This is a genomic window from Candidatus Methylomirabilota bacterium (assembly GCA_035764725.1).
GTDB lineage: Bacteria > Methylomirabilota > Methylomirabilia > Rokubacteriales > CSP1-6 > DASRWT01.
On sequence record DASTYT010000090.1, the window covers coordinates 1 to 20,079 of the forward strand.

Here is a 20,079-nt window from a genome sequence, read left to right on the forward strand (position 1 = left end):
AGCAGAGGAAGGCCATCAGCACGGCGGGGCGCAGCATCGGGTGGAAGCGGTGGAAGCCCAGGATCTCCGCCAGCAGCGTGATCGTGAAGCCCACGCCGCCCACGGCGATCATGGTCATGATCCCGAAGCCCACCCACCAGCCCCAGGGATAGGCGTTGTTGATGTTGGCGACGCTGGCGATGCCGGTGGCGTAGCGGATCAGCGTGAGGACGACGCCCACCGCCATGATGGCCAGCAGCACCAGATCCCACCACGTGAGCCGGAAGCCCGCGAAGAGGCGGCCGACGCCCAGCGCGTCCCACATGGGCCCAAAGCGGCCGAGCCGCGTCTGCACGCTCACGCGTGGGGCGCCTCGGGCCCCCGGTTCTTGTTGCGGCGGTGCACGATCCATGCGAGCGCGGCGAAAAGGCCGTACAGGAGGCCAAACACGTGCGGCGTGACCCGGAGCCAGCGGTGCGTGAGGTCCGGCATGGGCTCCTTGGGCAGCCCCGTGATGTAGCCGAGCTGCTCGAAGGGCACCGAGGAGAGGTGGAGCACGCTGGTCCCGCCTACCTCGTCGAGCCCGTAGATCTCGGGGATGTAGGTGCCGGGCGCGGTGGCGATGCGGCGCTTGGCTTCCGCCACCATGTCGTCCCGGTCGCCGAAGCTGATGGCGCCGGTGGGGCACACCGTGGCGCACGCGGGCTTGAGCTGCGCCTCGATGCGGTCGGCGCAGAACGTGCACTTGTGGATGAGGGGCGCGCGGCTCTCGTAGTCGTACTTCGGGATCAGGAAGGGGCAGGCCTGCATGCACGCCCGGCAGCCGATGCAGCGGTTGCTGTTGAACACCACGGGCCCGCGATCCGTCTTGCGCAGCGCGGTGGTGGGGCAGGCGGAGGCGCAGGCCGGGTGCTCGCAGTGCATGCAGAGCTGGCGGCCGAACACCCAGTTGGGCCGGGCCCCGGTGGTGATCTCGTTGAAGGTGATCAGGGTGTAGTTGTTGGCGTCCAGATCGCGCGGGTTCTGATAGCCGGGCCCCGCGAAGAAGTCCGTGTGGTCCGCGGGCCGGTCGTTCCACGCTTTGCACGCGATCATGCAGGCGCGGCACCCGATGCATCGGGTGTTGTCCTGGATCATCGTCTTCGTCTTGACCTTCGGCGCGCCGGGCTTCGCGGGGGCGGGATCGCTCATGCGCGGGCCTTCTTCTTGAGATTGCAGAGGAACACCTTGGTCTCCGGGATCCAGGAGTTGGGATCGCCCACGCTGGCGGTGAGGTCGTTGGCGATCTCGCCCGGCACGATGCCGGCATAGCCCCAGTGCCAGGGCAAGCCGATCTCGTCGATGAGGCGATCGTCCACGTAGTAGGGCTGGAAGCGCTCGGTGACGAGCGCGTACACCTCGATGGAGCCTCGCGCGCTCGACACGATCACGCGATCACCGTTCTTGATGCCCTCGCGCGCGGCCAGCGCGCTGCCGATCTCCACGAAGGCGTGCGGCACCAGGCCCACCAGCCACGGCATGTTGCGGCTCATCGCGCCGGTCTGCCAGTGCTCGGACACGCGGTAGGTGGTGGCGACGAGCGGGAACTCCTGGGGGGTGCCGTAGCGGTCGAACTCGGTGGAGCGCCACACCTGCGCGCACGGGCTGAACGGCACCGGCGAGAGCAGATTCTTCACCGGGCTCTCCACCGGCTCGTAGTGTTCGGGGAAGGGCCCATCGACCAGGTCCGGAGAGAAGAGCTGACCCACCCCCGAGGCCAGCATGATGAAGGGATTGGTCGCGCCCGGCGGCATGGCGCCGTCCGGCACGTCGCCCTCCCAGGCCTTCTTCTCGGCGTCCCAGCGGATCACCCACTTGCGCGGGTTGAAGGGCTCGCCCTTGCGGTTCACCGAGGCGCGGTTATAGAGGATGCGCCGGTTCATCGGCCAGGCCCAGGCCCACCGGGGATGGAGCCCGATGCCGTTGGGGGCGTCGGCGGCGTCGCGCCGGGCGGCGAGGTTCCCCTCTTCCGTGTAGCCGCCACAGTAGATCCAGTTGCCCGAGAGCGTGCTGCCGTCGTCGCGGAGCTGGGCGAAGGCGGCCACCTGCTTGCCGGCCGCGAGCCGCGTGCCGTCCGCGCCCGTCACGTCGGCCGTGTAGCGCCCGTTCATCTCCTTCGCCACGCGATGCGGATCCGCCTCGTTGTGCCCGGGCTCCGTGTAGTCCCACGCCAGATGGCGGATCGGGTCGGGGAACACGCCGTCCTTCTCGTAGGCCGCCTTGAGCGCGCGGGCCAGCCCGTCGATGATGTCCAGATCCGGCCGGCTGTCGGCGATCGGCTTGATCGCGCGGTAGCGCCACTGGGCCCAGCGGCCACTGTTGACGATGCTGCCTTCCTTCTCCACCCCGGAGCAGGCGGGGAGGACGAACACTTCCGTCCCTATCTGCTTGGGATCGACACCCGGCCGCTTCCAGAAGCCCGCCGTCTCGTGCTCGAAGAGATCGGCCACCACCAGCCACTCGAGCTTGTCGAGCCCCGCGCGCACCAGGCGCGCGTTGGCGCCGCCCACCGCGGGGTTCTGGCCGAAGCAGAACATGCCCTTCACCTCGCCCGCGAACATGGCGTGGGTGAGCGCGAGGAAGGCATAGCCCTGGCTCTGGAACCCGCGCCCGAGCTTCGGCAGATTGGCGAAGGCGAAGCCGTGCGGCGCGACCGCGTGCTCGCCCCACCAGGCCTTGAGCAGGCTCACCACGTATTTCGGGGTGTTCTGGAGCCAGTTGGCGCTCTGCGGGTTGGCCGCCACCGGCGTCACGCGCTTGAGATAGTCGGCCAGATCCGAGTCGTCCTCGACCGGCATCTTGAGATAGCCGGGCAGGATGTCGTAGTTGAGACCTTGGTCCGTCGAGCCCTGCACGTTCGACTCGCCGCGCATGGCGTTGACCCCGCCGCCCGCCACCCCGATGTTGCCCAGCAGGAGCTGGAGAATGGCGTAGGAGCGGATGTTCTGCGTCCCGTGGCTGTGCTGGGCCGTGCCCATGGCGTAGAGCCACGTGCCCGCCCGGTCGGGCGCGTAGGTCGACGTATAGAGATCGCAGACCTGGAGATAGGCTTCCTTCGGCGTCCCGGTGATGCGGCACACGGTGTCCGCGTCGTAGCGCGCGAAGTGCTGCTTCAGGAGCTGGAACACGCAGCGCGGGTGCTTGAGCGTGGGATCGGTCTTGGGCTGGCCTTGCTCGTCCAGCTCGTAAGCCCACTTCGCCTTGTCATAGCGGCGCGCCTGCGCGTCCCAGCCCGCGAAGAGCCCATCCGCGAAGCCGTAGCCCGCGCCCACGATCCAGGAGGCGTTCGTGTACTCGCGCACGTACTCGTGCTGGATTCGGTCGTGGTCCAGCGCGTACTTGATCATGCCGCCCACGAAGGCGATGTCCGTGCCGGAGCGGAGCTTGGCGTAGACGTCCGCGATCGCGCTCGTACGGTTGAAGCGCGGGTCCACGTGCAGGATGTAGGCCCCGCGCTCCTTCGTGCGCGTGAGCCAGTTCATGGCGATCGGGTGGTCCTCGGCCGGGTTGCCGCCCATGATCAGGACGACGTCGGCGTTGAGCATGTCCACCCAGTGGTTGGTCATCGCCCCCCTGCCGAACGAGGCCGCCAGACCGGCGACCGTGGAGCTGTGTCAGAGTCGGGCCTGATGCTCGACGTAGCAGAGGCCGAGCGCCCGCATGAGCTTCACGAGGAGATAGGCCTCCTCGTTGTCGAGCGCCGAGCCGCCGAGGCAGGCGATGGCCTCCGTGCGGTTGACGATGCGGCCGTTCACGGTGGTCTTGAAGCTGCGGTCGCGCGTCGCCTTCACCTTGGTGGCGATGCGCGCGAGCGCCCAGTCCCACGTCTTCTCCTCCCAGGCCGTGCCGCCCGCCGCGCGGTAGAGCACCTTCTGGAGGCGCCGGGGGTTGTTCACCACCTGGATGGCGGAGGCGCCCTTGCTGCAGAGGGTGCCCTCGCTCACCGGGTGAGAAGGGTCACCTTCAATATTCATCACGCGGCCGTTCTGGGTGGAGACGACCTGGCCGCAGCCGACGCCGCAGAAGGGGCAGACCGTGGTGGAGGCGGTAGCGCCGCGGGTCTTGAGCACGGGGGCGGCGGGCGCGCAGCCGGCCTGGGTGAGGGAGGCCGCCGCGATGGCGCCGGTGGTCAGCCCGCCGAGGCCGCCGATGAACTGACGGCGCGTCGGCTGCGTGGAGGACTGCTGCGTGGGTTCGGACGCTGACTCCGCGCCCGGGTCCGGGACTTCCCCGTCGCTCATCGCGGCGAGGATACCCTGCCGGGAGGCCGCCGCCCAAATAAGACGAAGGGCGTATGCGGCCCGCCGCGTCGGCTGGCGGCGCGCAACCCCTAGTGGGCCGCTGTCGAGCCCTCCCGCCCGCTCCCCCGCGACGCCAGATGGCCCAGCTCGATGGGGATGGCGGCCTTGGCCAGCACCGTGAAGACGAAGGCGCCAAGCGCCCAGAGCCCCGCGCTCACCGTGAGCTCCACCCAGGTCGGCACATAGCGGGGGATCTTGCCCCAGGGCTCGGGGACGAAGCCCGGGATGATGGTGCCGATGCTCTTCTCGATCAGGACGCCGACGAAGAGGAGCGCGCAGGCGAGATAGAGGAGCGGCAGCGTCCGGCGCACGCGATGCACGCTCAGCATCACGGCGGCGGTCACGACCAGCGCCACGGAGGTCCAGCTCCAGGGGACGAGATCGGTGCGCCCCTCGAGGCCGCGGTAGAGGTACACCGCGCTCTCGCTGTGATGGGTGGTGCGGTAGAACTCCGTGAAGAGCTCGGAAACCAGCATCACGATCCCCACCTGGGCCGCCACCGTGGCCACCAGCGCGAGCTTCTGGATGGTGGAGTCGGGCACCGCATAGGGGGTGGCCCGCCGGATCACCGCCAGGATGATGATCATGAGCGCCGGGCCCGCGGCGAAGGCGGTGGCGAGGAAGCGCGGGCCGAGCAGGGCCGTGTTCCAGTACGGCCGCGCGGGCAGCCCCGCGTAGAGGAAGGCCGTCACCAGGTGCACGCTCACCGCCCAGAGGATGGAGAGGAACACCATGGGCACGTAGTAGCGGGGGTTGGGCTCGCGGCCGCGGTAGTGGCTGTAGAGGATGTAGAACGGCACCGCGAGGTTCAGGACGAGGTAGCCGTTCAGGACGAGGATGTCCCAGGCCAGCATGGAGCGCGGCCAGTTGTAGATGCCAATGACGGGCGTGAGGTGCCAGAGCCGCTCCGGCCCGCCCACGTCCACCACCACGAAGCCGATGGCGGCGACGAGGGCAGCCACCGCCAGGCCCTCGCCGAAGAGCACCGCGCTCTTGAAGTCCTGGTCGTGGAGCACATAGGTAGGCATCACCAGGATGACCGCGGCCGCCGCCATGCCCACCAGGAACGTGAAGCAGGAGATGTAGAGTCCCCAGCTCACGTGGTCGTGCATGCCAGTGGCGGCCAGCCCCTCACGGAGCTGGACGGAGTAGGCGAACGCGCCGGCCAGCATCACCAGCGTGAGCACGGCCATCCAGGCGTGGTAGAGGGGCCGGCCGCTGGTGACCTCGCGGAGTCCGCTCACGAAGAAGCCGATGAGGGACGCGCGGGGCGGGGGAGCCGTCATCGTGCTCATGCGCGTCAGTCCATGTAGTACCAGAACTTCGGCTCGGTCCCGAGATCCTCCTTGAGCCGGAACACTTTCTTGTTGGCGAGCACCCAGCGAATCTCACTGTCCGGGTCGAGGAGATTGCCGAAGATGCGCGCGCCTGTCGGGCAGGCCTCCACGCAGGCCGGGTTCCGCCCCTCGCGCGAGCGCTGGATGCAGAAGGTGCACTTCTCCACGACGCCCCGCTTCCGCAGGCGGTTGCCGAGATAGTGCTGATGCGGGTTCACCTCGTCGGCGGGCACCACCGGCTCGCTCCAGTTGAAGCGGCGCGCGTCGTAGGGGCAGGCCGCGATGCAGTAGCGGCAGCCGATGCACCAGTTGTAGTCCACGACCACGATGCCGTCGGGCTCCATCCACGTGGCCTTGACGGGGCAGACGTCCACGCAGGGCGGGTTCTGGCAGTGGAAGCACTGGGTGCCGATGTAGAAGTGCCCGGCCGCCGGCACCTCGTGGAAGAAGTCGTCCTCGGCGTGGCCGAAGTCGATCTGTCCCTTCTTGTGCTCGTGGATGCGGATGTACTGGATCGCCGATTTCCGATCCTGATTATTCTCCTTCACGCAGCCGCGGATGCAGTCCATGTAGCCCCGGCACTTGGAGATGTTGAAGGCGTAGCCGTAGAGCACGCCCGGCCGCGCGTCGCTGGGGGAGATGTCCACGCGTTGCCCGGTGCGCAGCTCGTGCAGGCGCTCGAGCCGCCGCACCGTGTCCACCTTCTCCTGGTCGGTCATCAGGCGGAAGTTCCCCTGGAAGTATTCCTGCCAGTCGAGCACCGCCTTCTCGCGCGTTTCGGCGGACGCGATGGGGTTGCACGCGGTCTGGAAGAGCCCGAGCCCGGCCAGGAGGCCGGCGGTGATGCCGCCAATCGCGGTGCGCCGGTCCACTTGGCGCTCGAGGAGCTGGCGGAAGCCGGAGAGATGCGGATCCTCCGCGGGGTCCACGCCGTCGGGCGGCGGGACGTCGGCGGCGAGGTGGCGCACGCGGTCGAGGCCAGCCTCCGCGTCGGACCAGCCGCTCCCGCCGCATCCGCATCCGCCGCTCCCGCAGCCGCAGCTGCCATCGTGCGCGGGGCGCGGCTGTATGACGGGCAGGGGGCGCCGGAGGGGCGTGCTCATCGATCGCCTCGCGTCATTCGTCTTTTCTCCCCGCCACGGCGGGCCAGCGCGTATCCCACCGTGGCGCGTGCGGGTTGTGGCACTGCGCGCAGGCAAAGACCACGCGCGGCGGCGCCCAGCCGCCCGCGCGCTTGCCATGGGCGCCGCTCGCCCAGTCGGCCGCCTGGCGGCTGTGGCACTGGGCGCAGACCTGATAGCTGTGGTCGTAGTCGACCGGGCTCTTCTCCAGCGTGCGCAGGTTGTCGGGGGCGTCCGGGGCATGGCACGTGGCGCAGCTCATCACCGTCGCGGGCGCATGCTCGAGCTTGACGCTCCAGTGCGCGCGCCGGGCTGAGTTGGCCGGCCCACGCATCCGCTCGAGCGGCACCGTGTGGCAGGTGGAGCAGGGGTACTTCTCCATGACGGGCGTGCGCGCCAGCACGAAGAAGCGCGGGCGGTCCGAGTAGCCCTGCGCCTCCACTCGCGGCGCGTTCGCCAGGTAGGGCTCGCTGCTGAGCCCTGCGTCGGGGTTCGGCGCCGTCGCGTGCTCGGTGATCTGCAGCACGGCAACGTGCTCCTCCTTCTCGTGGCACGCGGCAAGGCCGAGCGTTACCGCCAGCAGCGCCCCCGCGAGCGGCCCGGCGCCCTTCACCGCGCGCCGCCCTCTCCCGGCCGCGCGAAGGCCTCCGAGGATGTCGTGCCCAGCGCGTGGCACTGCCGGCAGCTCACGCGCTGGGGATGTGAGGTACGGAACGCGTCTACCGCGCCCGGCCCCGCGTGGCAGGCGCGGCAGTTCTCTCGCATCTGGAGCGCGTGCGGGATGCGCGGCGGGCTCCCCAGCATGGCCGCGCCTTTGAGCGGCGGCGGGGCCGATGCCTCCCAGGCGCTCGCCTGGAACGCGGGCCGCCCCGCCTGGGGCACATGGCACTGCCGGCACGAGGTCATCTCGGGGTGCGGTGTCACCGGCGCAAAGGCCTCGAAGCGCGGCACCCAGCCGCCCTCGGCGTGGCAGGCCAGGCACGCCTTGCCGAAGGCCTGGCGCTCGTCCACGGGGTGCGGGATCACCGGCGGCGCGCCCGGGTAGGCGCGGCGCGCGTAGTACACCTCGCGCGTGCGCTTGCGGTTGGGCTCCGTCGGCATGGCGGCGTAGTCGGCCGCGCGCGCCACGCGCGCGTACATGCCGGCCTCCGACGGCAGCGTGGGGGTGGTCTCCGCGGCCACGGGCATCACGCGCGCGGGCTCGCGCCCGGCGATCAGGCTCTGGCCCGCGACGACGACGACGGCCGCCATCAGCAAGACGGCCAGCCCGATCAGGAAATAGCGCGATCGGTCCACGGGACGTCCGGCCTCAGGCCCGCTCCACCTTCACCGCGCACTTCTTGTAGTCGGGCTGGCCCGAGATGGGGCAGAAGGCGTCCAGCGTCAGCTCATTGATCAGGAGCGACTCGTCGAAGAACGGCACGAACACCTGCCCCTCGGGCGGCCGCGCGCGGCCGTCGATCTGCGCGGGCAAAACAAGCGCCCCGCGGCGCGTGGTGAGGCGCACGCGCTGGCCGTTGGCGATGCCGAGGCGCCGCGCGTCGTCGGGATGGAGCTCCACGTACGCGGCGGGGACCGCCTGGTGCAGGATCGGTACGCGACGAGTCAGGGAGCCCGTGTGCCAGTGCTCGAGCACGCGCCCGGTGTTGAGCCAGAACGGATACTGCGCGTCCGGCGACTCGGCCGCAGCCTCGTAGGGCCGGAACCAGATCCACGCCCGCCGGTCCGGCTTGCCGTAGAAGTCGAAGGCGGCCTTGGCGGCGGGATCGTACTGCGCGTTGTAGCGCCACTTGGTCTCCTTGCCGTTCACGAAGGGCCAGATCACCCCCGGCCGGTTCCGGAGCTCCTCGTAGGGGGCCATCTCGTGCTCAGGCCCGGCCTGGAAGCGGCGGTACTCCTTCCAGATCTCCTCGATGTGTGCCGGCTCGCTCCAGGGGAAGAGCTTGTCGAAGCCCATGCGTCGCGCCACCTCGATGATCTGCCAGGTGTCCGACATGGCCTCGCCGGGCGGCCGCAGCATGGCTTCCCAGTGCTGGGTGCGCCGCTCCGAGTTGCCGAACATCCCCTCGCGCTCGATCCACATCGCCGCGGGCAGGATCACGTCGGCCACGTCCGTGGTAGGCGTGGGGTAGACGTCGGAGACCACGATGAAGCGATCGTCCTTCTTCAGGCCGTCGCGGTACCGGCGCAGCTTGGGCATCGTTACCATGGGGTTCGTGGTCTGGATCCACATGAAACGAATCTCTCCGCGATCCACCGCCCGGAACATCTCCACCGTGTGATAGGTGGGCTTCGGCGCGATACGCTCCAGGGGCACGTCCCAGATCTCGGCGGCGAGCTTCCGCGCCTTCTCGTCCGTCACATCCCCGTGGGGAAGGCGCTGGGTCAGCGTGCCGACCTCGCGCACCGTTCCGCACGCGCTCGGCTGGCCGGTGAGGGAGAAGGGGCTGTTGCCCGGCGTGGCGATCTTTCCCACCAGGAGATGGATGTTGTAGGCGAGGTTGTTGATCCACGTCCCGCGCGTGTGCTGGTTGAAGCCCATGCACCAGAGGCTCATGACCTTCTTCTTCGGGTCGCCGTAGAGCGAGGCGAGGTAGCGCAGCTCGCGCGCGGGCACACCGGAGAGCGCTTCCACCTTCTCGACCGTGTAGTCGCCCAGCAGCTCGCGATAGCGCTCGAACGTTACCGTCTTCGGCTCATCCTTGAAGGTAAACTTGTCCTCGAGCCCGTAGCCGATGTTGGTCTTGCCCTCGTGGAACGACACGTGGTCGCGCACGAAGCCCGCGTGCACCCAGTCGTTCCGGATGATCTCGTGGCAGATGGCATTGGCGATGGCGAGATCGGTCTGGGGCTTGAAGAGGATGCTCCGGTCGGCGGCCATGCTGGTCCGCGTCCAGCGCGTGGCGAGGTCGATGATCTTGACCTCGGGGTTCTTCAGCCGCCGCTCGAGCAGGCGGGAGAAGAGCACCGGGTGCATCTCCGCCATGTTGTTGCCCCAGAGCACGAAGACATCCGCGTGGTCGATGTCCTCGTAGTTGCCCATGGGCTCGTCGAGGCCGAAGCTCGACATGAACCCCGTGACCGCGCTCGCCATGCAGAGCCGCGCATTGGCCTCGAGATTGTTGGTGCCGATGGCGCCCTTCATGAACTTCGAGGCGACGTAGCCGTCGGGGATGGTCCACTGGCCCGAGCCGTACATGGCCACCGCGTCCTTGCCGTGGGCCTTGATGGTCTCCGCCATCTTCGACGCCACGAGGTCGAGGGCCTCCTTCATGGGGACGGGGGTGAGCTTGCCGTCCTTCCGCACCATCGCGCGGGTGAGGCGGTCCTTGCCGTAGAGGGCCATGACGGAGTGATAGCCCTTCACGCAGGCGAGCCCGCGGTTCACGGAGCTCGCGGGATCACCCTTCACCGCGACCGCTCGGCCGTTGCTGATGCCCACGAGGAGCCCGCAGCCGACCCCGCAGAAGCGACAAGGCGTCTTCTTCCAGGCGACGTCGCCATTGGCCGGCTGGGCGTTCCCGCCGGCCGCGGGCTGTGTGGGGGCGCCGGCCGGGCCGGCGGCGAACAGCACGCCCGGGAACATGGCCTCGGCCGCGCTGATCGCCGCACCCGCCGCCATGGACTTGAGGAGCTCGCGCCGCGTCATGGCCGCGCCTCGGCGTCGGCGTCCCCGGCGGGCTCAGTGTCGGCCAGGCCCGCGACGAGGCCCAGTCCGTGCAGCCCCGGCAGCGCCGCCAGCGCCACCTCGAGCGCGGCCTCGGCGGCCTCGTCCGGCGTGTCGGTGATCAGGACGAGGAGGTCGCGATTGAGGGCAGGCACGACCTGGCAGCCGCGCAGCCGGCCGAGCGCTGCGGCCAACTCGTCACGCCGTCCCGTAGCCGGGTAGGCCAGATAGCTCTTGATTGGCATATGGGCGCCCTCGCTTTCTTGAGCGTGCAGCGCAAGTCGCGATCGGCGGGCAGTATGCGGCGACAAGGGCGAATTCTCAATGGGACAAAGGACGTACAGAGCGCCGCCGCGCCGGCCCTTGTCGGACCGGCGCGGCGCGTCAGCGGCGCGGCTACTTCCCGATGGTGGCTTTGATCGACCCCAGGTGCTCGTTCACGTGATTGATCAGCACGCCCTCGACGATCTGCTCCACTGTCATGGCGGGCATGCCCGTCATCAGCGTGCCGGACTTCTTGAGATCCGCGTCCGACATCCCCTTCACGATGGCCGAGGCGCTCGCGATGCCCTTCTTGTTGAGCGCGACCGTCTCCGCCTTCGTGCAGCCGGCGAAGTCCTTCGCGTGCTGCGCGTTCATCTCGTCCAGCATCTGCATGGAGAAGGGCGGAAGGGTCTGCCCGGCCGCCACCGCCTTGGCCATACCCGAGATCGGCTCGTGCGCGCCCGCGGCGTGATGCGCCGTCACCCCCACCGGCCACTTCTCGGCCGAGGTCACCTTCTTCCAGTCGGCGTCCGACATCTTCTCGATCGTCTCGGTCAGTGCGTTCGCCCGCTCCTCGAACTGCTTCGCCAGCATGTCCGACCGTGCGCCCATGGCTGCCTCCTAGAGCTAGAGGGTTGTCTGACTTCACGGCCACCGTAGCACCGGGGTCCAGAGGCCGCAATGACCTGGGAGGTAACATTCGTGGCGCGTAATAGATGTGCAATGAAACGCCCGGTTATGCCGCGGGAGCGTATTGGCCACGAGTTGCACCTTGAGGTAGCCTGGCTACGTGGGCACGCTGCGCCTCGAAGAGATCTTCCGCGCCGAGCACGGCCGCATCCTGGCCACGCTCATCCGTCTTCTCGGCGATTTCGACGCCGCCGAGGAAGCGCTGCAGGAAGCGGTGGCGACCGCGCTCGAGCAGTGGCCGCAGCAGGGCACGCCCGGCAACCCGGCAAGCTGGCTCATCTCCACCGCGCGGCACAAGGCCATCGACGGCATGCGCCGCCGCGCCTTCCTCACGCGCAAGCAGGACGAGATCGCGCGACATATGGAGCAGACGGCGCCCGCCTCGGCGGCGGTCGGCGCGCCCGACTCGGACGGCGCCGGGCTGGGTGTCGGCCTCGGCGCGGAGGAGAGCGACGGCTCCCTCGCCGAGGACCGCCTGCGCCTGATCTTCACCTGCTGCCACCCCGCGCTCGCTCCGGACACTCAGGTGGCGCTGACGCTCCGGACGCTCGGCGGGCTCTCGACGGAAGAGATCGCCCACGCCTTCTTCGTCCCCACGCCCACCATGGCCCAGCGCCTGGTGCGCGCCAAGGGCAAGATCCGCGCCGCCGGCATCCCGTACGTGCTGCCTCCAGATGATGCCCTCGGGGAGCGCCTGCAGGCGGTGATGGCGGTGGTCTACCTCGTCTTCAACGAGGGCTACAGCGCGAGCTTCGGCGCGAGTCTCGTGCGGGACGATCTCTGCGAGCACGCCATTCGCCTCGGGCGCATGCTCGTCGAGCTCCTGCCCAGGCAGCCGGAAGCGCGAGGCTTGCTAGCGCTGATGCTCCTCCACGACGCGCGCCGCGCCACGCGCCTCGACGGCTGTGGCGACCTCGTCATGCTGGAGGACCAGGACCGCAGGCGCTGGGATCAGGCGCAGATCGAGGAAGGCGCGGCGCTGGTGGAGTCGGCGCTCCGCGCGGCCGGCCGCGGCGCGGGGCCGTATGCGCTACAGGCCGCGATCGCCGCGGTGCACGCCAACGCGAGGACCGCGGCGGAGACCGATTGGAAGGAGATCGTCGCCCTCTACGGCGTGCTCGCTGAGGTGCATCCCACGCCGGTGGTGGAGCTCAACCGTGCGGTGGCGGTCGCCATGGCGGGGGACGTGGCACGCGGGCTTGGGCTGGTTGACGCGCTGGCCGAGCGCGGGGAGCTCGCGGCGTATCACCTCCTGCCCACGGCGCGGGCCGAGCTGCTGCGGCGGCTCGGCCGGCGCGGGGAGGCCGCCAAGGCCTACCGCCGCGCGCTCGACCTGGTGAAGAACGAGGCGGAGCGCCGGCACCTCGAGAAGCGCCTGGCCGAGGTGGCCTAGCGCCCCGCCTCCTTCCATCCGCTACTTCCGCAGGGACCGCAGGCCCGTGCGCACCTCCTCGCAGAGGAGCTGCGGCTGCTCCCACGCCGCGAAGTGCCCGCCCTTGGGGATATCCGGTTGTAGTGGATGAGCTTTGGATACGCCTTCTCGGCCCAGCTCCGCGGGGCCTGATGGAGCTCGTCGGGGAAGACGCTGACGGCCACCGGGATGCGGACGTTCTTGGGGGTGAAGAAGGTGAGCTTGAACTCCCAGTAGAGGCGCGCCGAGGACACCCCCGTGTTCGTCAGCCAGTAGAGCGTGATGTTGTCGAGGACATGTCGCGCGTCAGACCTTCCGGCTGCCCGTCGAAGACCCGCGAGATGAGCTCCAGGCTCCGCGTCTCCGCCCCCATCAGATCGGTGACGATCGCGCCCCAGTCGCCGCCCTGCGCGACATAGCGCGTGTACCCCAGGCGTTGCATTAGCGTGATCCACGCCCGCGCGATGCGCGGGGCGTCCCAGCCGGTCGTGGCCGGCTTGCCCGAGAACCCGTAGCCCGGCATCGACGGGATCACCAGGTGGAAGGCATCCGACGCGCTCGCGCCGTGGGCCGTCGGATTGGTCAGCGGCTCGACGATCTTCAGCTGCTCGACGACCGAGCCGGGCCAGCCGTGAGTAACGATCATCGGGAGAGCGTCTTCGTGCTTCGAGCGGACGTGAATGAAGTGGATGTCCAGCCCATCGATCTCGGTGAGGAATTGCGGGAGGGCGTTGAGCCTCGCCTCGACCTTGCGCCAGTCGTATTCCGTCGCCCAGTAGCGCGCCAGCTTCTGAATCGTCCCGAGCCGCGTCCCCTGCGAGTAGTCCGAGACGGTCTCCTTGTCGGGCCAGCGCGTGGCCGCGACGCGGGCGCGCAGGGCCGTAAGCTCCTGCTCGGGGATCTGGATAGAGAACGGCCGGATGGTCGTGTCAGCCATGGGGGGACCTCCTGCTGCGGTGAGGGCGCTACACCTGGTAGTGATCGCGGGGTCGCGCGGAGGCCGATCCTTCGCAGTGGCCATCTCCCGGATAGCCCGTAGTGCGACGCCTGTCAAGGATAGTCGCGCTCTGGAACTGTAGGTGGCACGAGAGCCAGGGTCTCCCGGACCAATTACTGTGGGATGATTGGCTGCCGCGCGCCGGTGAAAGCTTGGAGGAGGTGACCCTCGATGCCCGAACATGACCTCAGCAAGCCCGCAGTCGACGTCCGCGAAGAGCACGGAGTCTGGTGGATCACGTTCAATCGCCCCGAGGCGAGCAACGCCTTCACACTGGCCGACCTCGATCGGCTCGCCGACATCGTCGAGGACGCCGCCGACCGCGCGTCGGCTCTCGTCCTGACTGGAGCAGGGACGAAGGCATTCTCCGCGGGGATGCATCTCGCCGCCTTCTCGGACCTCACGCCCGAGCGCGCCCGCGAGTTCATCGGCAAGAACCGGCGGTTGCTCGCGGCCATCCGGACGGCGCCCGTGCCGACGATCGCGGCGATCAACGGCCATTGTCTCGGCACGGGGCTCGGCATCGCCCTGGCGGCGGACATCCGCATCGCCGTGCCGCACGCCACCTTCGGCGTGCCCGAGATCAAGGTCGGCGTGCCGTCAGTGTGCGACATCGCGCTCCTCCAGCAGCACATCGGGCTTGCGAAGGCCAAGGAAGTGATTCTCACGGGTGACACCTACCCGCTCGCGGAGCTCGCTCCCTACGGCCTGGTCAACGCCGTGGTGCCTGCCGACCAGCTCATCGGCGAAACGAAGGCAATGGTCGCCCGGGTGGCCCGGCATACCAAGACCGTGATCGCCGCCCAGAAGGAGATCTTCGAGATCTGGCAGAACGGGAGCCTGACGGAGGCGATCGACCGGAGCGTGGAGATCTTCGCCGACGTCTTCGCCTCGCCGGAGACCGCCGAGCAGATCGACCGGCACCGGGCGGCCCTGCGGCGGACGCCGGCCGCTGGCTGACCCGGGGCGGGGGTGCGGGCACGCCGTGGGGGCCTGCGTGCCGTTGCATCGCCTGTAAGCCTGCGTTACCATGAGCCCTCGGTCGATGTCCCGGGACGGTGACCGTAGCTCAATTGGTTAGAGCACTGGACTGTGGCTCCAGGGGTTGAGGGTTCGATTCCCTTCGGTCACCCCACTCCTGGGACCTGCGAAGGAACGAAGGCGCGGGCGCCCATAGCTCAGCTGGATAGAGCGTTAGCCTCCGGAGCTAAAGGCCAGAGGTTCGAATCCTCTTGGGCGCACCAATTCCCGGCCGCCGGGGCGACTCGGCGGCCGCTGTTCGTGGATCAGTAGTCGTGCGGTAAGGAAGGTGGGGCGGGTTACGGGCCGTTAGCTCAGTTGGTAGAGCAGCTGACTCTTAATCAGCGGGTCCAAGGTTCGAGTCCTTGACGGCCCACCAATCCAATCGGGGAGTTCCAGATCACCGGGGCTCCCCGAACCGGCTTCTGCTACTGTCTTGCTACCAGTTTGATCGTCGAGGGCGTTCGCGGCCGCCTCGCATCCGAGTGGTGTCGGCCTTGATCCGTGAGTCTGGAGGAGGATCACCATGGCGAAGACGATCATCAATCCTTTGTCGTCGGCCAAGCCGCCTTCACACTGAGGCCCTGAAGACTGCGCCTCGCGTGACGAGGCCAAGGGCGTCTTCGTCGGCGGCACGGATTGGTTGCTCTCCTCGAGTGTCGACCGCCGCACGGTTCTCAAAGGCGCCACCAGCGCAGCGCTCGGATTGGTCGCGTCCGCCTGCGGAGCACTCCGTCCGGCGACGTCGCCGTCCGCCGGCACGACCTCGGTACGATCCACGACGACGGCCGGCGCGGCGGAAGGCCGCGAAACCGTCTACGTGTTCAATGTCGGCTCGAAAGATGTCACGCTGATCGACGTCGCCGACAGGCAGGTGCGCGAGACTCGACCGCTCGGCGCCGCGGTGCGCTGGTTGTCCGACGAGCAGACGTACTGGGACGGAGCAAGGATCTGGACCTACGACTTTCCCAAGGATCAGGTCCAGGCCATCGCGATCGACCCGAGGCAGGTGGCCATCACCCGGACGATCGCCGGACTCGGCAAGGGCCCCGGCCACAGCCTGGTCGTGCTGCCGGACAAGAAGAAGGCCGCGGTCAACGTCGCGGGCGACAACCTGATCGTATTCCTCGATCTCGAGGCTGGCAGCGTGGACGCCACGCTCCAGACCGGCGCGTTCCCCTGAGACCTTCACCTCACGCCGGACGGTCGGTTCGGCTTCACACCGGAGCGCGAGGCGGACACGATCTCGAAGATAGACATGGTCAGCCGAAAGCTCGTCAAGACTGTCGCCTTCCCTGCCAGGAGCAAACCACATATGTTGCGCGTGTCTCCCGACGGGAAAGAGGTCTGGGTGCAGACCGCCGAGGCCAACACGAACGTGGTGCTCGACGCCTCCAATCTAGCCGTACTGGCGACGCAGCCATGTGGAAGGCAACCGGTCACCAACGCGTGGACTCGTGATCGGCGCTACTCGGTCCTGACCAACGGCCAGGACACCTTCGCCCAGATCTTCGATGCGCGGACGTTCAAGGAAGTAAAGCGCTTGACGATCGGGCAAGGCGCCGCCAACATCGGGTTCAGCAAGGACGGCCGGACGGCCTTCATCGCGGTGCGCGGCGCCCACGAGGTCGCCGTGATCGACCTCGTGAAGCTGGCGCTCGAGGGCCGGATCCGGGCAGGGACGGAGCCGCAGGGCCTAATCGTCCGCTGAACCGGGGGCGAGTGATGGTACCCCCCTATGCGCCTCGTTGTTGGGTGTGAACTCTGCAAAGCTCCCCGAAGCTGCTTCTGCCACGACTTTGATCATCCAGCGCCTCCGCCTCAGGAGCCGATGCCACAGCTCACCTCAGCATGAGCACGATGACCACACCCCAGAGGATCAGGAGCATGTTGCCGACCGCGTATGTGATCGTGTAGCCGAGAGCGGGGACGTTGCTCTGCGCCACATCCTGGATGGCCCCCAGCGCCGCGGTCGTGGTGCGCGCTCCCGCGCAGGCGCCGAGCAGTACGCCGGGATGGAACTTGAACACGTACTTCCCTGCGAGGATCGCCACGATCAAGGGCATCACGGTCACGAACATGCCCCACAAGAACAGGCTCATTCCGGCCTCCCGCAGGCCGTTGAGGAATCCGGGGCCCGTGCTGATCCCCACCACCGCGATGAAGATCATGAGCCCCATGTTGTTGAAGGCCCACAGGGTGGACTCGGGGATTCGGCCGAAGGTGCGACTGACGGCTCGGAGATAGCCGCCCACCAGACCGGCGACGAAGGCACCGCCGCTGGTACTGAGGCTCAGGGGCACGCCGCGGATGAGAATGCTGAACGCCCCGACTACGACGCCCGCCACGATGCCCAGGCCCATGAAGACCGCGCCGGTCCCCCCAGCGAACCGATCGGCATAGCCCAGCACCTCGATCGCCCGCTCGACGTCACGCGGGGCGCCAATGACCTGCAGCACGTCGCCGCGGTCCACCGTGGTCCCGAGCGTGAAGGGCATCTCGTGCCCCTGACGTATCAGCTTGCGGAGGACCACGCCGGGACCCTGGTGGTCATGCGTCGCATCGATCTGCTGAAGAGTCTTCCCGGCCACGGTCTTATTCGTGATGACGATGTCCACGATCTCGAGCGGAGAGGCGAGCAGCTCGTGGTCGTCCACCTCGGCACCGAGGTCCCCCTCCCCCCGGAGGAGCGTCTCGCGCGCGGCCACGATCGCCAGCACGTCGCCGCCCTGTATCGGTTCGTCGGGCTCGGCGGTGACCATATGGCCGCCCCGCCGGACGGCGTCGACGAAGGCGGGAATCCCGGGCTCCGCGAGGGTCTCCTCGAGGTCCGAGAAGCGCTGGCCCACGAACTTCGAATCCGACGCGATCCTGTACGCGCGGAACGCCACCTTGGCGTCGGTGCCGAGCCCACCCCCCTGGGCCTTCAGTCCGCCCAGCCTTCGCTCGTAGTCCTTGCATTCCTTGACGAGATCGACGCCGAGCAGCCTGGGCCCGATGAACGCCAGAAACCACGCCGAACCGGCCGTCCCGAAGAGGTAGGTGACCGCGTAGGCGATGGGCATGGCGTCGGTCCACGCTTTCGCGCGATCCGACGGCAGCCCGAGCCCGTTGATGGTGTCGGTCGCCACCCCGAGCACCCCCGAGCTGGTGGCGGCACCGGAGAGAAGTCCGGCCGCGAGGCCCGCGTGGTACCCGCCCAGGCTGGCGGCGACGTACGTGGACAGGAGCACGGCGAGGCACAGGACGCAGGCGAAGATCACCTGGGGCAGGCCGTCGCGCTTCAGTCCGCGAAAGAACTGCGGTCCCACGTCGTAGCCCGTCGCGAAGAGGAACATCAGGAAGAACACCGATTGCACGCTCGGCGAGATCGTAATGTTCAGCTGCCCGATGAGCACCCCCGCCAGCAGCACCGCGGTCACGTTCCCGAGACTGAACTTCCCCAACTTCAGCGGCCCCACGCACAACCCGATCGCGAGCGCGGCGAGGATGGCGATCTCCGGATACTGTCGGAGCGTCTGGGCGACCCAATCCACGCGTCCCCCCGTCAGGCGTCGGTGAGCGGACGCGCTCGTGGGCGGGCCAGCCCATCGCCTCGCGTAGCCGCGGGGAGCGTCAGCGTGAAGACGGTGCCGGTCACCTCGCCCGCCGTAACCGTCAGCTCGCCGCCGCTCAGCGTCGCCAGCGCCCGCGCGAGGGCGAGCCGGACGCGCGTGGCGCCATCCTCGCCGTTGGCGGCGAGCGGATCGAAGAGACGCGCGCCGTCCGCGACGGTGAGGTCGGGGTGGGAGACGCCGAGCGCGACGAACTCGCCGGCCGGGCGGGCTGACAGCACCGTCTTGGCGGGGCCCCCGTATTGGACAAGGGCGGCCAGAATCTGCGTGAGGCGAGTCCGGTCGGCGCGCACGGGGGGAAGGCCCGGCTCAGCCGCGACCAGGAAATCGCTGAGCGTGCGCTGCAGACGCTCGGCCGCGTCCAGGGCCGCCTGGCGAAGGGCGCTTTCCACGTCTACCGCCTCCGGCTCCAGCACGAGCGCCTTTGCCTCGACGCGCGAGAGGTCGTGGAGATCGTTGACGAAGACGAGAAGGCGCTCACCGGCCACCTCGAGCGCTCGCACGTCGTCCTGCTGATGGCGGCTCTCGGCGTCGTACATCGGCAGGCGCGAGTAACCGAGGACGGCGTTGAGGGCTCGGCGAACCTCGAAGCAAAGCGACTCGAGCGCCCCGCCGTACAGTCGTCTGGCCTCCTGCTCGATCAGCTCTGGAGGCGCGGGAAGGGCAGGCGCGGCCGAGCGGGCACGCTCCAGCTCTGCGCGTAGTCCCACCACCTCTACCCGGAGCGCGTGGGTCTCATCGGTGCGCCGCACCAGCTCGCGCATCGAGTCGAGCATTTCGTGCGCGCGCTGGCTGGCGTCCAGCGTGCCGCGCATCAGCTCGCCGGCCAATCGCGTCTGCTCGGCCGCGGACCGGGCGCGCTCCGCCTGCAGCTCGGTGGCGGCCTGCTCATACTTAACGCGCCAGCCGTCTGCGGAGGCTTGGGCTTCGTCGAGGCGGGAGGCCATGGCGGTTCCCTCGGCCGCGAGGCGGTCCATGTCCTCAGTCCGCTTCAGCAGGAGCTCCCTCGTGAAGTCCAACTGCTCGCTGCGCGCCGCCAGCTGGCGACGCGCCTCGGCGAGGTGGGCCTCCAGCGAAGGATCCAGGGAGGGACCCGGACTAGGCGGGGGCTCGGTCGAGCGGCGCGGGGCCCTTCTGAAAGCGAGCACCCACGCGACCACGAACAGGACCGCTGCCCCAAGAGCCACAGCGGCGACGAGGGCGTCGACGGTGAATGGTGTCATGTCAGAAACCTTGGCCAGATCGAGCTGGCGGCCAATGGCGAGCCGCGTGGCGAGGGTGCCCAGGATCAGTCCCCAGAAGAACGGCCGTCGCTTCATGTTCGCTTTGGGACCGACCCGACGTGGTCCGCCTCCCCAGGAGCCGACGTCAAAGCACATACTTGAGGAGAGCCGCAATGCTAACCGGGCACAGCAGTACCGTCAAGTGGCAGACAGCCCCCCCAGAACCAAGGGCTACCATGCTGCTACCATTCCATGCCGAGCCAGGCTGAACCAGCATCACGAGCCGGGCTCGTGACCCTCAGGGTTTCGTGGTGTTGGCTCAGGGAGGGTGTCCTGAGTCAGATCTCCGAGGGAACTCTTAATCAGCGGGTCCAAGGTTCGAGTCCTTGACGGCCCACCTATCCAATCGGGGAGCT

The 20,079-nt window shown here is 68.7% G+C and carries 16 protein-coding genes, 3 tRNA genes and 1 pseudogene; 7 read left to right on the plus strand and 13 right to left on the minus strand.

Annotation, left to right across the window (positions count from 1 at the left end):
- The 10 genes from VFX14_13985 to VFX14_14030 form a co-directional block, all read right to left on the minus strand.
- Nucleotides 1-340, minus strand: a 340-nt coding sequence (locus VFX14_13985; protein ID HEU5190793.1) for a hypothetical protein, incomplete at its 3' end; no start/stop codon positions are given.
- Nucleotides 337-1,170 (minus strand): 4Fe-4S dicluster domain-containing protein, encoded by an 834-nt coding sequence (locus VFX14_13990; GenBank protein ID HEU5190794.1) that lies wholly within the window; start codon nt 1,168-1,170, stop codon nt 337-339. The genes VFX14_13990 and VFX14_13985, both read right to left, overlap by 4 nt.
- On the minus strand, nt 1,167-4,169 hold the full coding sequence (gene fdnG / locus VFX14_13995) for a formate dehydrogenase-N subunit alpha (GenBank protein ID HEU5190795.1): 3,003 nt from the start codon (nt 4,167-4,169) through the stop codon (nt 1,167-1,169). The genes VFX14_13990 and fdnG overlap by 4 nt, the downstream gene beginning before the upstream one ends.
- 179 nt (nt 4,170-4,348) lie before the next feature.
- Nucleotides 4,349-5,614 (minus strand): NrfD/PsrC family molybdoenzyme membrane anchor subunit, encoded by a 1,266-nt coding sequence (gene nrfD / locus VFX14_14000; protein ID HEU5190796.1) that lies wholly within the window; start codon nt 5,612-5,614, stop codon nt 4,349-4,351.
- A 5-nt stretch (nt 5,615-5,619) separates the two neighbouring features.
- Entirely contained in the window at nt 5,620-6,759 is a 1,140-nt protein-coding gene (locus VFX14_14005; protein HEU5190797.1) for a 4Fe-4S dicluster domain-containing protein, read from the minus strand.
- A gap of 13 nt (nt 6,760-6,772) precedes the next feature.
- Nucleotides 6,773-7,390 (minus strand): cytochrome c3 family protein, encoded by a 618-nt coding sequence (locus tag VFX14_14010; protein ID HEU5190798.1) that lies wholly within the window; start codon nt 7,388-7,390, stop codon nt 6,773-6,775.
- Complete coding sequence (locus tag VFX14_14015) at nt 7,387-8,073, minus strand: nitrate reductase cytochrome c-type subunit (protein HEU5190799.1); 687 nt, start codon at nt 8,071-8,073, stop codon at nt 7,387-7,389. The genes VFX14_14010 and VFX14_14015 overlap by 4 nt, the downstream gene beginning before the upstream one ends.
- 13 nt (nt 8,074-8,086) lie before the next feature.
- Entirely contained in the window at nt 8,087-10,426 is a 2,340-nt protein-coding gene (locus VFX14_14020; protein ID HEU5190800.1) for a molybdopterin-dependent oxidoreductase, read from the minus strand.
- Nucleotides 10,423-10,689, minus strand: coding sequence for a hypothetical protein (locus VFX14_14025; GenBank protein HEU5190801.1), 267 nt, complete (start codon nt 10,687-10,689; stop codon nt 10,423-10,425). The genes VFX14_14020 and VFX14_14025 overlap by 4 nt, the downstream gene beginning before the upstream one ends.
- A gap of 151 nt (nt 10,690-10,840) precedes the next feature.
- Nucleotides 10,841-11,320: a DinB family protein gene (locus VFX14_14030; protein HEU5190802.1), complete on the minus strand. Its 480-nt coding sequence runs from the start codon at nt 11,318-11,320 to the stop codon at nt 10,841-10,843.
- A gap of 178 nt (nt 11,321-11,498) precedes the next feature.
- On the opposite strand from VFX14_14030, the gene VFX14_14035 reads away from it, so the two are divergent.
- Complete coding sequence (locus VFX14_14035; GenBank protein HEU5190803.1) at nt 11,499-12,791, plus strand: RNA polymerase sigma factor; 1,293 nt, start codon at nt 11,499-11,501, stop codon at nt 12,789-12,791.
- A gap of 21 nt (nt 12,792-12,812) precedes the next feature.
- Here the strand turns inward: VFX14_14035 and VFX14_14040 are convergent.
- A pseudogene (locus tag VFX14_14040) lies at nt 12,813-13,746 on the minus strand (epoxide hydrolase).
- 231 nt (nt 13,747-13,977) lie between these two features.
- Between VFX14_14040 and VFX14_14045 the strand changes: the two are divergent.
- The 6 genes from VFX14_14045 (at nt 13,978) to VFX14_14070 (ending at nt 16,537) form a co-directional block, all read left to right on the plus strand.
- Nucleotides 13,978-14,766, plus strand: coding sequence for an enoyl-CoA hydratase/isomerase family protein (locus VFX14_14045; protein HEU5190804.1), 789 nt, complete (start codon nt 13,978-13,980; stop codon nt 14,764-14,766).
- A 98-nt stretch (nt 14,767-14,864) separates the two neighbouring features.
- A tRNA-His gene (locus VFX14_14050) sits at nt 14,865-14,941 on the plus strand.
- A 32-nt stretch (nt 14,942-14,973) separates the two neighbouring features.
- Nucleotides 14,974-15,050: transfer RNA gene (locus tag VFX14_14055), tRNA-Arg, on the plus strand.
- Between the two features lie 79 nt (nt 15,051-15,129).
- A tRNA-Lys gene (locus tag VFX14_14060) sits at nt 15,130-15,205 on the plus strand.
- A 327-nt stretch (nt 15,206-15,532) separates the two neighbouring features.
- Nucleotides 15,533-16,009 carry a hypothetical protein gene (locus VFX14_14065; GenBank protein ID HEU5190805.1) on the plus strand — a complete coding sequence of 159 codons (477 nt, stop codon included), beginning with the start codon at nt 15,533-15,535 and terminating at the stop codon, nt 16,007-16,009.
- Between the two features lie 132 nt (nt 16,010-16,141).
- Entirely contained in the window at nt 16,142-16,537 is a 396-nt protein-coding gene (locus tag VFX14_14070; GenBank protein HEU5190806.1) for a hypothetical protein, read from the plus strand.
- Between the two features lie 130 nt (nt 16,538-16,667).
- On the opposite strand, the gene aspT is transcribed toward VFX14_14070, so the two are convergent.
- Both aspT and VFX14_14080 read right to left on the minus strand, forming a co-directional pair.
- Entirely contained in the window at nt 16,668-18,362 is a 1,695-nt protein-coding gene (gene aspT, locus VFX14_14075; protein HEU5190807.1) for an aspartate-alanine antiporter, read from the minus strand.
- 11 nt (nt 18,363-18,373) lie between these two features.
- A complete protein-coding gene (locus VFX14_14080; GenBank protein HEU5190808.1) occupies nt 18,374-19,759 on the minus strand; it encodes a hypothetical protein in 1,386 nt (461 codons plus the stop codon).
- Nucleotides 19,760-20,079 lie beyond the last annotated feature (320 nt).

What these genes read in the sequence shown, in the direction of transcription:
- VFX14_14025 (HEU5190801.1), bottom strand. Translation starts at nt 10,689, where the DNA reads ATGCCAATCAAGAGCTATCTGGCCTACCCGGCTACGGGACGGCGTGAC.
- VFX14_14030 (HEU5190802.1), bottom strand. Translation starts at nt 11,320, where the DNA reads ATGGGCGCACGGTCGGACATGCTGGCGAAGCAGTTCGAGGAGCGGGCG.
- nrfD (HEU5190796.1), bottom strand. Translation starts at nt 5,614, where the DNA reads ATGAGCACGATGACGGCTCCCCCGCCCCGCGCGTCCCTCATCGGCTTC.
- VFX14_14045 (HEU5190804.1), top strand. Translation starts at nt 13,978, where the DNA reads ATGCCCGAACATGACCTCAGCAAGCCCGCAGTCGACGTCCGCGAAGAG.
- VFX14_14020 (HEU5190800.1), bottom strand. Translation starts at nt 10,426, where the DNA reads ATGACGCGGCGCGAGCTCCTCAAGTCCATGGCGGCGGGTGCGGCGATC.
- VFX14_14070 (HEU5190806.1), top strand. Translation starts at nt 16,142, where the DNA reads ATGTTGCGCGTGTCTCCCGACGGGAAAGAGGTCTGGGTGCAGACCGCC.
- VFX14_13990 (HEU5190794.1), bottom strand. Translation starts at nt 1,170, where the DNA reads ATGAGCGATCCCGCCCCCGCGAAGCCCGGCGCGCCGAAGGTCAAGACG.
- VFX14_14005 (HEU5190797.1), bottom strand. Translation starts at nt 6,759, where the DNA reads ATGAGCACGCCCCTCCGGCGCCCCCTGCCCGTCATACAGCCGCGCCCC.
- VFX14_14080 (HEU5190808.1), bottom strand. Translation starts at nt 19,759, where the DNA reads ATGAAGCGACGGCCGTTCTTCTGGGGACTGATCCTGGGCACCCTCGCC.